This is a genomic window from Escherichia sp. KS167_9B (assembly GCF_030295215.1).
In the GTDB taxonomy this organism is placed as follows: Bacteria; Pseudomonadota; Gammaproteobacteria; order Enterobacterales; family Enterobacteriaceae; genus Escherichia; species Escherichia coli_F.
In genome coordinates, this window is the sequence record NZ_AP025754.1 from 3,696,187 (window position 1) to 3,709,263 (window position 13,077).

At 52.2% G+C, this 13,077-nt stretch carries 13 protein-coding genes; 2 read left to right on the forward strand and 11 right to left on the reverse strand.

Annotated elements, in window-relative coordinates:
- Positions 1–23 precede the first annotated feature (23 nt).
- Entirely contained in the window at positions 24–737 is a 714-nt protein-coding gene (locus tag QUE34_RS18525) for a dTMP kinase (protein ID WP_001076266.1), read from the reverse strand.
- A gap of 173 nt (positions 738–910) precedes the next feature.
- On the opposite strand from QUE34_RS18525, the gene QUE34_RS18530 reads away from it, so the two are divergent.
- Positions 911–1,603 (forward strand): dTMP kinase, encoded by a 693-nt coding sequence (locus QUE34_RS18530; RefSeq protein ID WP_001190762.1) that lies wholly within the window; start codon positions 911–913, stop codon positions 1,601–1,603.
- A 48-nt stretch (positions 1,604–1,651) separates the two neighbouring features.
- On the opposite strand, the gene pitB is transcribed toward QUE34_RS18530, so the two are convergent.
- Positions 1,652–3,151 carry an inorganic phosphate transporter PitB gene (pitB, locus tag QUE34_RS18535; RefSeq protein WP_000933296.1) on the reverse strand — a complete coding sequence of 500 codons (1,500 nt, stop codon included), beginning with the start codon at positions 3,149–3,151 and terminating at the stop codon, positions 1,652–1,654.
- Between the two features lie 291 nt (positions 3,152–3,442).
- Positions 3,443–5,302, reverse strand: coding sequence for a bifunctional glutathionylspermidine amidase/synthase (gss, locus tag QUE34_RS18540; protein ID WP_001332914.1), 1,860 nt, complete (start codon positions 5,300–5,302; stop codon positions 3,443–3,445).
- A 204-nt stretch (positions 5,303–5,506) separates the two neighbouring features.
- On the opposite strand from gss, the gene yghU reads away from it, so the two are divergent.
- Positions 5,507–6,373 (forward strand): glutathione-dependent disulfide-bond oxidoreductase, encoded by an 867-nt coding sequence (yghU, locus tag QUE34_RS18545; protein WP_001332913.1) that lies wholly within the window; start codon positions 5,507–5,509, stop codon positions 6,371–6,373.
- Positions 6,374–6,495: 122 nt separating this feature from the next.
- On the opposite strand, the gene hybG is transcribed toward yghU, so the two are convergent.
- From hybG to hybO, 8 genes are read right to left on the reverse strand one after another with little or no spacing between them, the layout of a single operon-like run.
- Positions 6,496–6,744, reverse strand: coding sequence for a hydrogenase maturation factor HybG (gene hybG / locus QUE34_RS18555; RefSeq protein WP_000334896.1), 249 nt, complete (start codon positions 6,742–6,744; stop codon positions 6,496–6,498).
- A 12-nt stretch (positions 6,745–6,756) separates the two neighbouring features.
- Positions 6,757–7,098, reverse strand: a complete 342-nt coding sequence (gene hypA, locus QUE34_RS18560; protein WP_000544953.1) for a hydrogenase maturation nickel metallochaperone HypA — start codon at positions 7,096–7,098, stop codon at positions 6,757–6,759.
- Positions 7,091–7,579 carry a hydrogenase-2 assembly chaperone gene (gene hybE, locus QUE34_RS18565; protein WP_000134014.1) on the reverse strand — a complete coding sequence of 163 codons (489 nt, stop codon included), beginning with the start codon at positions 7,577–7,579 and terminating at the stop codon, positions 7,091–7,093. The genes hypA and hybE overlap by 8 nt, the downstream gene beginning before the upstream one ends.
- The gene (locus tag QUE34_RS18570; protein ID WP_001221940.1) at positions 7,572–8,066 is read right to left on the reverse strand and encodes a HyaD/HybD family hydrogenase maturation endopeptidase; all 495 of its coding nucleotides are present in this window, start codon (positions 8,064–8,066) and stop codon (positions 7,572–7,574) included. Before QUE34_RS18570 ends, hybE begins: the two co-directional genes overlap by 8 nt.
- The gene (gene hybC, locus QUE34_RS18575) at positions 8,066–9,769 is read right to left on the reverse strand and encodes a hydrogenase 2 large subunit (protein ID WP_000083074.1); all 1,704 of its coding nucleotides are present in this window, start codon (positions 9,767–9,769) and stop codon (positions 8,066–8,068) included. Before hybC ends, QUE34_RS18570 begins: the two co-directional genes overlap by 1 nt.
- Entirely contained in the window at positions 9,766–10,944 is a 1,179-nt protein-coding gene (gene hybB, locus QUE34_RS18580) for a Ni/Fe-hydrogenase cytochrome b subunit (protein ID WP_000017703.1), read from the reverse strand. The genes hybC and hybB overlap by 4 nt, the downstream gene beginning before the upstream one ends.
- A complete protein-coding gene (gene hybA, locus QUE34_RS18585) occupies positions 10,934–11,920 on the reverse strand; it encodes a hydrogenase 2 operon protein HybA (protein ID WP_001081868.1) in 987 nt (328 codons plus the stop codon). Before hybA ends, hybB begins: the two co-directional genes overlap by 11 nt.
- 2 nt (positions 11,921–11,922) lie before the next feature.
- Complete coding sequence (hybO, locus tag QUE34_RS18590; protein ID WP_000145404.1) at positions 11,923–13,041, reverse strand: hydrogenase 2 small subunit; 1,119 nt, start codon at positions 13,039–13,041, stop codon at positions 11,923–11,925.
- Between the last annotated feature and the right edge of the window lie 36 nt (positions 13,042–13,077).

Genomic DNA, 13,077 nt, shown 5'->3' on the forward strand with positions numbered 1-13,077 from the left:
ATCATCCCCTATCCATTTGGTGATCAGGAAAGCGCGGCGTGAATTGCGCGTAGTGACGCTTGCAGAATTTCATCGGCTGGTTGCCGACCATCCAGTTCAAGGATCTTTGCGCCATTGAATGTCAGTTGCGGCGTAACAGCGATTTTTTCCTGTAACGCCGCCAGTTGGTGGTCAGGTTTACGCGCAAACGCGGTTTGTTCATCAATGCCAAGACGAATCAACAATACGGGCAAATAAGACGCCATCCATTGGTAAAGTTTGAGCTCGCGCTGTCTTAACATTTTTATCCAGCCGTTACCGCCCGTGTTTTTTGCCAGTTGCGGGCCATCAAAGCGAAAACCCGGCACTTCAACCTGCGGGTAGCGGTCGGTGATGAGCAGATAGCCTTGCTGGCTTTTACACAACATTTTGCGAAACTTATACGCCCGCCAGCAGGAAAGCAGATAGATAACCAGCGCAGTAATATTGCCAGGCGGTGTGGAGGGCTTTTCGTGCACATGTGCCGCTTTACTTCGCAGATAACGCCCAAAAGGTGCGCCAATAACAGGGAGCTGTGAAATCCATTCGCCAATTCGCCCGGACGATTGCCCGAGATAAATGTGTTCTGTTGGCATTGTTGCTGCCAGTTCATTTACCAGGCTTGCCGTGAGGGTCGATTTACCTGAACCATCACATCCTACAATGGCAATAACACGCACTGGCGTGGAATTAATTATTGACATATTACGTTGATTCACGAAAAACCCGGCAGCAAATAATGTATTGAATATTACGTGGTCCGTGCTCAGAATATCCGTTCAACCTTATTGTGACAATGGTTAATTGTGACATTGACCTGAATTACGCTTTCATAAAAACATATTAACCAAATAAATATTTTGGATGGATATTTAAATTTAAGGACATATTCATGCAGTCAATAACACCTCCATTAATTGCCGTTATTGGTAGCGATGGTTCAGGCAAGTCAACGGTGTGTGAACATCTTATTACCGTTGTCGAAAAATATGGTGCTGCCGAAAGAGTTCATTTAGGAAAACAGGCCGGAAATGTCGGTCGTGCAGTGACAAAATTACCGTTGATGGGAAAGTCTCTGCACAAGACTATTGAAAAAAATGAAGTGAAAACGGCAAAAAAATTGCCGGGTCCGGTTCCGGCCCTGGTGATCACCGCTTTCGTCGCTCGCCGACTGTTACGCTTTCGTCATATGCTCGCCTGTCGTCGTCGCGGGCTGATTGTCTTAACCGATCGTTATCCTCAGGACCAAATTCCTGGCGCTTACGATGGTACGGTGTTCCCACCTAACGTTGAAGGCGGCCGGTTTGTCTCATGGCTGGCAAGCCAGGAACGTAAAGCATTTCACTGGATGGCGAGCCATAAGCCTGATCTGGTCATCAAACTCAATGTTGACCTTGAAGTTGCCTGCGCGCGTAAACCCGACCATAAACGGGAATCGCTGGCGAGAAAGATTGCCATAACGCCACAGTTAACCTTTGGTGGTGCACAACTGGTTGATATCGACGCCAATCAGCCACTGGAAAAGGTGCTGGTTGATGCAGAAAAAGCGATTACGGATTTTATGACCGCGTGTGGTTATCACTAGTCAAAAATGGAAATGCCCGATCGCCAGGACCGGGCATTTTCAGGAAGGTTAAATCAACTGCAATGCTATCCAGTACAACCCACCAGACAGAAAAATCGCCGCCGGTAAAGTAAACACCCACGCCATCAGGATGCTGGTTACCGTTTTACGCTGTAACCCACCGCCGTCCACCACCATCGTCCCTGCTACCGCAGACGAGAGGACGTGCGTTGTGGAGACGGGCATCCCAATATAACTGGCAAGGCCGATAGACACTGCCGCCGTCATTTGTGCCGCCATGCCTTGCGCATACGTCATGCCGCGCTTACCAATCTTCTCACCGATGGTCATCGCTACACGACGCCAGCCAATCATGGTGCCAATGCCGAGCGCCAGTGCTACCGCCATGATGATCCACACCGGAGCGTACTCAATGGTGCTTAACATATCGCTGCGCAGTTTTTTCAGCAGGTTCTGATCTTCTTTACTGACGCCTGGCAGTTTCGCCAGCTTCGCAGAGGTATCAGAGATGCACAGCATAATGCGGCGCAGCTGGCTGCGCTGACTCACGCTTAACGGCTCGTAGCTTTCCATATTACCTGGCAACATCGTTTTAACGCGCGCAATCGCATCAAAGGTATTTGCCGGATGACAATGAAACTCCGTTACTTGCGTGCCATCAGTCGATGCCGCAGGCAATGGAGGTTCCATCGCAATCAACTTCTGCGGCAGTTCAGGATGCTGTTGCAGATAGTGTTCAAAGTTGGTGACGGCATCGCGGGTACGGGTAATTTCATAGCCGGACGCATTCATATTGACGACGAAACCAGCAGGAGCAATCCCCACCAGTACCAGCATCACCAGTCCGATCCCTTTCTGCCCGTCGTTCGCGCCGTGCGAAAACGCCACGCCCGCAGCGGAAACAATCAGCGCAATACGCGTCCAGAATGGTGGCTTACGTTTGCCTTTTTTCTTTTTGCGATCTTCCGGAATGCGGTGAATACGGTCACGCTTTTTCGTCCCGCTCCAGTAGCGGCGCAGCAGGAATATCAGGCCTCCCGCAATGACCAGGCCGACGATAGGGGAAACAATCAGCGAGGAGAAAATTTTGGTCACTTCACGCAGGTTTAACGCATCCATCACCGATGAGCCGGTTAACAGCGCGTTGGTTAAACCGATGCCGATAATCGCACCAATCAAGGTATGCGAACTGGAGGCCGGTAAACCAAAGAACCACGTTCCCAGGTTCCAGATAATCGCCGCCAGCAGCATGGAAAAGACCATCGCCAGGCCGTGAGTTGACCCCATATTCAGCAACAAATCGGTTGGCAACATATGGACAATGGCATAGGCAACGCTAAGTCCGCCTAGCAATACGCCAAAAAAGTTAAAAAATGCCGCCATCACCACGGCAAGCTGTGGCTGCATGGCACGAGTATAAATAACGGTTGCCACCGCATTCGCCGTGTCATGAAAACCATTGATTGCTTCGTAGAACAACACAAATGCCAGAGCAAGTAATAACAAAAGCCCTGTGTATATATCAAGGCCAACAAATAAATTTAGCATATATTAGATTACGCCATTTTGAATTTACGAACGGACGCATTATCAGTGACTTTCACGGCGTGGGCAAAGTGAAATATCATCTTTTAACGATAAAAAGAGTGTTATTTCTTGTGTATCAGACAATAAGCATTCATTCAAAATATTTAAAAATAATTAGAACACAGGTATTCTGCTGGTTAATATATTCACATATGAAATGAATAAATATTGAAATATATAAATATTGAATATTTTGATTAATCCCCGCACTGATTATTCTTCATAATCAGTACGGGGCTGCTACAACATCTATTACTCTTTCACGACAATTAACGGTTCAATATCACTCTCTTTTTTGATGACCAGTGATTCATCACCGCGCAAGCAAGTACCGCCGTAGTTGCCGCCAACGGTGAAAGTACATACCTGGATGTATTTACCGTCCACTTTCGGCAAGCACCACAGTTGCTGGTAAATGTTTTTCTGCTCGGCAAATTTACCGCTGGTTTTGTCCAGCACCTCTTCATGATGGCTGACGAGGTCGATGTTACTGCCACAGCGACCGGCGATCGGTTTCACTGCGTAACCTGTTTTCACCAGTTCATCATTCACGGAGAAATCGGTATCCAGTAGGTAACGATGGTGCGGGAACAGCGACCAGAGGATCGGCAGAATCGCTTTGTTGCCGGGGATCACCGTCCACAGCGGCTCAAAGACCAGCACTTCCGGGCGCAGCAATACGTCAATTAAACGCACTTCATTTTGCGGATGACCGGTACGGATCGGCACCGCAGCAAACTCACGGTCGCTAACTTCACGAATCTGATCAAACGCGGTTTCCCACGCCCAGGTTTTCCACACGCAGTTAACCAGTCGCCCTTCCCCATCAATCAGTTGCCCGGCAGCATCCCAGCCCAGTTCATCCAACCCACGCAAGATACGCGTTTCAAAGCCCGCCTGGTGCAGCGCCTGCTCCATAAACTGCGCGTGATAGTTTTCCTCGATATCTTTGTCCTGCATGATATGGACAAACGGACGTGCACGACTGTGTTTCCAGGCACCAGCCAGTTCGTTAATCAGCCCTTCCGCAGGATTGAAGCCGTTGCCTTTATAGCCCTGCTCCGCCCAACGTTCGAGGATCAAGCCCGCTTCGGTATGACAGGAGGCGGAATCGGCGTTGTATTCGTAGACCTTCAGGCCACGTTCGTCCATGCAGAAATCCATACGACCGGTGATCATATGGTGACGGCGACGCTGCCAGGAGAGACGCAAACGTGGCCAGAGGATTTTCGGAATGTCGAACAGCGCCAGCAGGTTGTCATCTTTTAGCACCTTGTCGGTTGCGTGAAGATACATCAGGTGCAGCTCGTTGGTGGCTTTAATCAGCTCCTGCTCTGCGCTCTCGGTAATGGTGTAGTAATGATACGGATCCTGATTGATCACCTGACCGTTGGCCTGCACGTAGGCATTTTGTAGCGGATCTTTTTCATCCAGCCATTTACCGTCAAACTGACCTTTGTTTTCCAGACGCGCTCCGCTGATTTTCAGCAGCTCGCTTGCAATTTCCGGCTGCGGTAAGCTGTAGTCGGTATCTTCCGTCTGGATCATCCAGCCCAGAATGGTGGTGTCATCAAACGTGTCTTTAAGGGTATAGCAGCCGTTTTCGACCACCATCTCCAGCTCGCGTGTCCACTGTTGCCCTTGCGGTAACGGGGAATGAATCACGTTCTGTTCCGCAATACGGACTTTGTTGCCATGCAATTGGGTAATGATGGCGACATGGCCAGTGTCTTTAAATTCACCGCCTTTATCCCAGATAAGAAGCGCACCCGCGACCGGCGCACGCGGCGAGCCGTTAGGAAATGCCTGCAATGGCAGGATGTTGTCATTAACCACTTCACGCAGGAAGCGCAGCGAGAAAATCTCCCACGCCATACCCACGTCAGTGAAGACCACACCGTAATTCAGAAAGAGAAAACGGCGAGCAAATTCAACGCATTGCCATTTGTGGCCCATATATTCGTCGTCGATATAGCTACGGAATACGGCGTCATCTTCGTATTCCTGCGGATCGAGAGAACTGTAATCTGAAGAGTAGATTGCTACCCCACCTGGGGCGTAGCCCAATAATGTCCCGAACGGGGCATCCTGGCTGGTCGTTCCTTTGCTCATCACTTTACCTTTAACAATACAACCTAAGCAGTTGGCGTAATTGTTGTGCTCTGATTACCTGCTCAGCGACATTAACCGGACAGAGGTCAGACTAATCATACACCTCATCGCAGCGGCTGGCGCAAAGGGTTAAAAAATTCACATTCTGTACAGCAAGTGACCTGCTACACTGCTTCAACACTACCACTCAGAAGGCAACTCACTATGACAGACGATACTTATCAGCCCGCGAAAGTCTGGACGTGGGATAAATCCGCTGGCGGCGCGTTCGCCAATATCAATCGCCCGGTTTCTGGTCCGACGCATGAAAAAACGCTGCCGGTGGGCAAACATCCGCTGCAACTCTATTCGCTGGGAACGCCAAACGGACAGAAAGTATCGATTATGCTTGAGGAGCTGCTGGCGCTGGGCGTTACTGGTGCAGAGTACGACGCCTGGCTGATTCGTATTGGCGATGGCGATCAATTCTCCAGCGGTTTTGTCGAAGTGAACCCAAACTCGAAGATCCCGGCGCTACGCGATCATACCCATACTCCGCCGATCCGCGTGTTTGAGTCTGGATCGATTCTGCTTTATCTGGCGGAGAAATTTGGCTACTTCCTGCCGCAGGATCTGGCGAAACGTACTGAAGCAATGAACTGGCTGTTCTGGTTACAGGGTGCCGCGCCGTTCCTCGGCGGTGGTTTTGGTCACTTTTACCATTACGCGCCGGTGAAAATTGAATACGCCATCAACCGCTTTACCATGGAAGCCAAGCGCCTGCTCGACGTGCTGGATAAGCAACTGGCGCAGCATAAGTTTGTTGCGGGCGATGAGTACACCATTGCAGATATGGCGATTTGGCCATGGTTTGGCAACGTGGTGTTAGGTGGTGTGTATGATGCCGCTGAGTTTCTTGATGCGGGCAGTTATAAGCATGTACAACGCTGGGCGAAAGAAGTAGGCGAACGTCCGGCGGTGAAGCGTGGGCGTATTGTTAACCGCACCAACGGACCGCTGAATGAGCAGTTGCATGAGCGCCATGACGCCAGTGATTTCGAGACGAATACGGAAGATAAGCGTCAGGGGTAAGGGTTGGTGTTCGTCGCAGCAAGCCATCCAGGCCGGATAAGGCGTTCACGCCGCATCCGGCAATCGTGCACAATGCCTGATGCGACGCTGTCGCGTCTTATCAGGCCTACGAAAGCTAATCATCACGCGCTGGTAATGTCGTAATCCATTTGGCGCAGTGCGTCTAATGTGGCTTTGGCTTCGTCTTCGTCGATGATGCTCATGGCAAATCCGACGTGCACCAGCACCCACTGGCCCAGCAGATCGGCAGGATTACCTTCACAAATCAGGGCGATATTCACGTCGCGCTTGATACCACATACTTCAACCTGCGCAAGCTGGTGAATATCTTCACCGACAGCCAGCACCTGGCCTGGAACGCCAATACACATTGTTAACTCCGGTTATTCAACTTCAATACTTTTGACGATCAGCGAATCGCCGGTATCGACACGCAACCGCTCGCCATGACAGAGCGGGCATTGCGCATCGTGCTGATGAATCTCCACTACCTGGCTGCAATCCCAGCACCAGGCCTGGGCGGGTTTATAGACGATATGTAAATCGCACCCTTGCGCCACCGTTCCGTGGCAGACAATTTCAAAACTAAAACGGACGGCGCTCTCCTCAACGCAGGAGAGCGCGCCAATTTCCAGCCACACGGCGGTGACGCGCTTAACATCATGCTGCTCCGCCTGCCGTTGGATAATTTCAACGGCGCTCTGGCAAAGCGACAACTCATGCATTTTCGCCACTCCTGCGGCCAAAGAGCAGGGCACGACGCCCTGCGTGTGGTACATCCGGATTGGTGACCGGCAGCGAAAGGATCATCCGCGCGCAGTCATCCGTCAGCCGTTGGCCCTCTTCAATCGACATGCTATGCGAAAGCGGCGACATCAGCGAGCAGGAGAGGTATTGCGAAACACCGTCCAGTTCACCAACAGTAAAGGTCATGGTGCCATACGGCAGTTGCAGACCAATTTTTTCACTGACTTTGCGCAGTGGCCAGAGTTGATCCGGGCCGGGGAAGATAACTGCACTCAGCATCCACGGGGTGATTACACACCCCGTCCACTGACCTTCGAACAGCGTAAAGTCAGAAACATACACTGGCATTGAAGGATGCAGAAAAGAGAGATCGTGCATCGAACGCCGGGCAATTTCTTCAAACGCTGCCTGTACTTGCGCCTTCGGGGAGGTCTGAAAACCAGCTATCTCTTCAGTCATGAGTCGCCTCCCGTGGGATGGCTTCCACGCCTGATTCGCGCAGCGCAGCCAGAACCTGCTCAAGCGCAGGTTCAATCATCGCTTCAACCGTTGGTGTCAAACCGATGTGCGGCTCCAGCGATTCCGGGATCACGCCGACCAGGGTCAGTTTTTTCGGAAACTCGCCGGTGAAGCGCAGGGCCGACAATACGTCGGCCAGGCCAAGCTGATGCGGAGAGATTTTGTTGGTAAACAACGCCGGAACTTCTTCATCCCGCAGGATCATCATCGTTCCCGGCGCGTTCTTTTTCGACACAATGGCATCGGCGATAATCAGATGATCGCGATTTGCCATGTCGCCAAGCAGCTCCATTCCCGCCGTGCCGCCATCAAGGATCTCAACATAATCCGGCAGAATGTATCGTTGCTCTAATGCTTCGACAATCCGCACACCGATGGCTTCATCGGTCAGCAAAATATTGCCAACCCCTAAGACTAAAATACGCATTACAGAACCTTCACTGAAACCACTTCGTTGCCGTCGGCATCCACTACGTGTACCGCACAGGCCATGCACGGGTCGAAGGAGTGAATGGTACGCACCACTTCCAGCGGTTTATTCGGATCGGCAACCGGCGTGCCCACCAGCGACTGTTCGTAAGGACCAACGTCGTCATTGAAGTTACGCGGGCCAGAGTTCCAGGTTGATGGAACAACTGCCTGGTAGTTACTGATAATTCCGTCTTTGATCACCATCCAGTGAGAGAGCATACCGCGCGGTGCTTCAAGGAAGCCAACGCCTTTGAACTCACCTGTAGCCGGAATGTTCGGCTTCACAAAGGTGGTGTGATCGCCTTTGCCGATATTGGTAATCAGTGCACTGTATTGATTTTGCAGGATATCCTGCAATTCGCAGCAGTGAACGGTACGACCAATAATACGGCCCAGCGTGGAGTGCAGCTGCGCCACTTCCAGCGTGTTGCCTGTCAGTTTCTGATAAATCGCAACGATTTCATTCAGTTTGTTTTGGGTAGATTCGCGACCTGCCGCCAGTTTCACCAGCATGTTAGCCAGCGGACCCACTTCTACCGTTTTGCCGTAGAAAGTCGGTGATTTCACCCAGGAATATTTGCCGTCGTCAGACCAACCGTCGTAAGCCGGAATGGTGGTACCTTCCCACGGTGCCTGCGGCGCTTCGTCTTTATACCAGGAGTGCTTCGCGCTTTCCTGAATCCCTTTGATCAGGTATTCATCGGAATGAGAAGTGATCGGACGGTAAGTCGACAGATCGGCATTCTGGATGTAGCCTCCCGGGAACAGGAAGCTACCGTTTTTGCTGTCGGTCGGGAATTCCGGCACGCTCAGGTAGTTCACCGCACCTTTGCCGCGCGTCAGCCATTCCGGATAGAACGCGGCGATAACCGCGGTATCAACCTTGTAAACCTGCTCAACAAAGTCGCTCAGTTTGTCGATGAAAGACTTGATGTACATCAGGCGCTCAAGGTTCAGCACACCCAGACCGTCGAGGTTGATCGGGTTCGCGACACCACCTACCGCCAGGTTCTGAATGTGCGGCGTTTTACCGCCCAGCAGCGCCACGACGCGGTTAGCGTCACGCTGGCACTCCAGCGCCTGCAGGTAGTGCGCTACCGCAATCAGGTTCACTTCCGGCGGCAGTTTCATTGCCGGGTGCCCCCAGTAGCCATTAGCGAAAATACCCAACTGACCGCTGGCAACCAGATCTTTGATCTTGTTCTGAACTTTAGTGAACTCTTCCGGGCTGTTCAGATGCCAGGTCGAAACGCCTTTCAGCATTTCCGAGGCTTTGGTTGGGTCAGCTTGCAGTGCAGAAGTGATGTCCACCCAGTCCAGCGCTGAAAGCTGATAGAAATGAACGATATGGTCATGCGTGGTGTGCGCAGCCAGAATGATGTTACGGATGTATTGCGCGTTAACCGGAACGTCGATATTCAGCGCGCTCTCTGCCGCACGGACAGAAGACAGCGCGTGAGTGGTAGTACATACGCCACAGATACGTTGCACAATCATCCATGCATCGCGCGGATCGCGGTTTTTCACGATCTCTTCCATGCCGCGCCACATGGTACCGGAAGCCCATGCTTTCGAAACGACGCCATTTTCGATTTCGCAATCGATGCGTAAATGCCCTTCAATTCGGGTTACCGGATCAATAGTAATTCTCTGGCTCATGCTTTGCTCGCCTCATGACGATTATGATCGTTTTGTTTTAAAGGAGGAAGTATCGGCAGTAGACGAATGAGTACGATGTAAGCGCAAATCTCAATAGCCACAAAACCAATAGAAATCAACAGTTCTTCCCAGGTCGGGAAGTAGGCGTAACCGCCGCCCGGGTTGAATGCCACCAGCGAATAGGTCAGACGCCAGGTTGCACAACCTAACAGTGCGCTCAATGCTGACAGGAACAGCATGCGGGAATCATTACGCAGCTTCGCCACACGCAGAACAACCAGCGGGAAGAGCATCAGCAGGACTTCAATCCAGAACATCACGGAGTAGAAGTCACCGGCAAACGCTAACGACAGCTTGTCGCGATAGATCAGCTCGCCAAAGCGCAACACGATGAAAATCGCCAGCAACACACTGATGGTGTTGGTCAGTTTGACGAACAGGCTCTTTTCATCCGGACCGTTGCCACGCAGACCCGCCTGCACCAGCGAACCTTCAAAGATGACAATCGAGAAGCCCATGATGAACGCCGTCAACAGCGAGAACAGCGGCAACATTTCATAGCTTTGCCACAGCGGATGCACCTTGTAGCCCGCCGAGATCATCAGCGACCCCATTGAAGACTGGTGCATAGTTGGCAGCAGCGCGCCGAGCGCGATGATGAAGAACATCACCTTGTTCAGACGCTGTAGCGACACTTTCCAGCCCAGACGTTCAAACAGTGCCGGAGCAAACTCCAGTGCCATCACGCCGATGTAGATGGTCATACAGACCGCCGTCTCGAACAGTACCGAGTTCACGTTGAAGTGACCCGGAATGTAGAAGTACGGCAGGTTCCAGTAGCGCCCCACGTCGATAGTGATCGACAAGCCACCCAGTGAGTAACCAAACAGACTTGCCAACAGTGCCGGACGTACCAGCGGATGGTATTGCCCACGGTTAAAGACGTATACCGCCCACGCCAGCGCCCAGCCGCCACAGGCGAAGCCGGTGCCGATCAACAGGTCAAACGCGATCCACACGCCCCACGGGAAGCCGCCGTTCAGGTCAGAGACAGAGCCCAGACCGAACACCAGACGCTTCACAATCAGGAGCATACAGATGACGATTAACGGTCCAAAAATCATGACCGGTTTACTGATGATTTTGCCGCCCAGCGGTTGTGGATCATGACTCATGATCGTCTCCTCCGTCGTGATGGTCGTTTTTGGTGTTGCGACGAACCAGCACGGTTAAGCCCGCCAGCACAGCCAGTGGTAGCATCATGCCTTTATACAGGGTGTGTTGAACATGTTCGGAACGCGCACCAGTAGAAAGATCGTCCAGTTTCGGCAGGTCGAGATTTTCATAAGGCACACCCGTCAGTACCAGTACCTGAGTACCGCCGCCCTCTTTCTCGCCGTACAGATGCGGATAATATTTCGGCACCGTATGCAGGTAAGTGTCGCCAGATTTCAGCGTCTGACGCGGATAGTGGTATTCGCTGCCAGGCTTCAGCGCCAGACGTTTTTTCGCCTCCGCCATCAGCTCTTCACGCGTACCAAAAATCACCGCGCCCGCCGGGCACACTTCTACGCAGCCAGGCAGACCGCCTTTATCAAGACGTTCCACACCTTTCTGGTTGCACAGCTCGCACTTATGCAGCGCACCAAACGGGTTGTTGTAGTCGTACTTCGGCACGTTGTACGGGCAGGCGACCATGCAGTAACGGCAGCCGGTGCACACATCTTTGTCGTAATGGACAATGCCGGTTTTCGGATCTTTTTTCAGCGCGGAGACCGGGCACACGGAGACACAGTTCGGATCGACGCAGTGCATACACTGTTTCTTAATGTACGCATAGCCGTTCTCTTCCTGGTCTTTGTTGACTCCCGTGCCGCTGGTCCACACCTGGATAATGTTATTGGTGTACGGCGACAGTTTGTCGTTATTCGACCAGGTCTGTTCCCCTTGTGGGTTACGTTCAGGGAAGTTGATATCCTGACACTTAGTGACGCAAGCCTGGCAGCCTACGCACAGCGTCGAGTCATACAACATCCCCAGCGATCCCGGAATTGGCGGGCGGTTTTCAGCAGCCGCATGACTGACAGACGGCAACGCGCCCGTCAGCAATGCCCCGCAGGAGGCTGCTTTAATAAAATTACGTCTGTTCACGGTTATTCTCCCCGTGAGTCAGCGTTATCTTTCTTTTGCTGACGACCCAGTTCACGCACCGCCATCACGCTGACACCGGCAACCAGCCCAACCACACCGCCGAGCAAACCGATAGCGCCCGCAGAGACGTTGCCGCCCTCTTTAGCGTTAACATCCGGTTTCTGCGAACGCGGAGTCTGGTTTTCGACGTTGGCAAGCTGATGGATGCCTTTATGGAAGCCGATACCTTCTTCGTTACAGCCATAGCACGGGTGACCAATCGCCACCGGCCACACACCACCAACATCGCAGAATTGCAGCGTTGAGCAGTTGCCGTAAGTTTCTGGCCCTTTACAGCCGAGGTGGTACAGGCACCAGCCTTCGCGGTGGCCTTCATCACCGAACTCTTTGGCAAAACGACCAGCATCGAAGTGCGGGCGGCGTTCGCAGTGTTCGTGAATCAGACGGCCATAGGCGAAAGTCGGACGGTTTTTGTCATCCAGTTTCGGCGGTTTGCCGTAAGTGATGATGTGCGCAACGGTCGCGAGGAAGTTGTGCGGGTTCGGTGGGCAGCCCGGAATGTTGATAACGGTTTTGCCCGGCAGAACTTCTTGCAGGCTGACAGCGCCAGTTGGGTTAACTCCAGCTGCAGCAACACCGCCCCACGCAGAGCAGGAACCGATAGCGATAATGGCTGCTGCGCCTTCCGCCGCTTTGCGGATGTGATCCACAATCGGCTCACCAGCAACCATGCAATAAATACCATTATCTTTTAATGGGATGGAACCATCTACCACTAACACATACTGCCCTTTGTACTTCTCAAGAGCGTTATGTTTGTTCTCTTCGACCTGATGACCGAAGGCGGCGGAAAGCACTTCGTGATACTCCAGAGAGATCGTCTCCAGCATGAGGTTTTCTACCGTTGGATGCGTTGCACGAAGCAGAGATTCCGTACAACCGGTGCACTCCTGCGCGCCAATCCAGATAACTGGCGGACGCTGCGGGTTAGTAACCGATTCGGCCATCTCTGCAGCGGCTTTGCTACTTAACCCCATGGTGGCGGCTAATGCTGCACAAAGCTTCATGAAATCACGACGGTTAATGCCGTGAGAATGGATGAGGGTGTTATCTCCAGTCATTTATAGTTATTCCGTTGCGAAGACCTGGCATATATT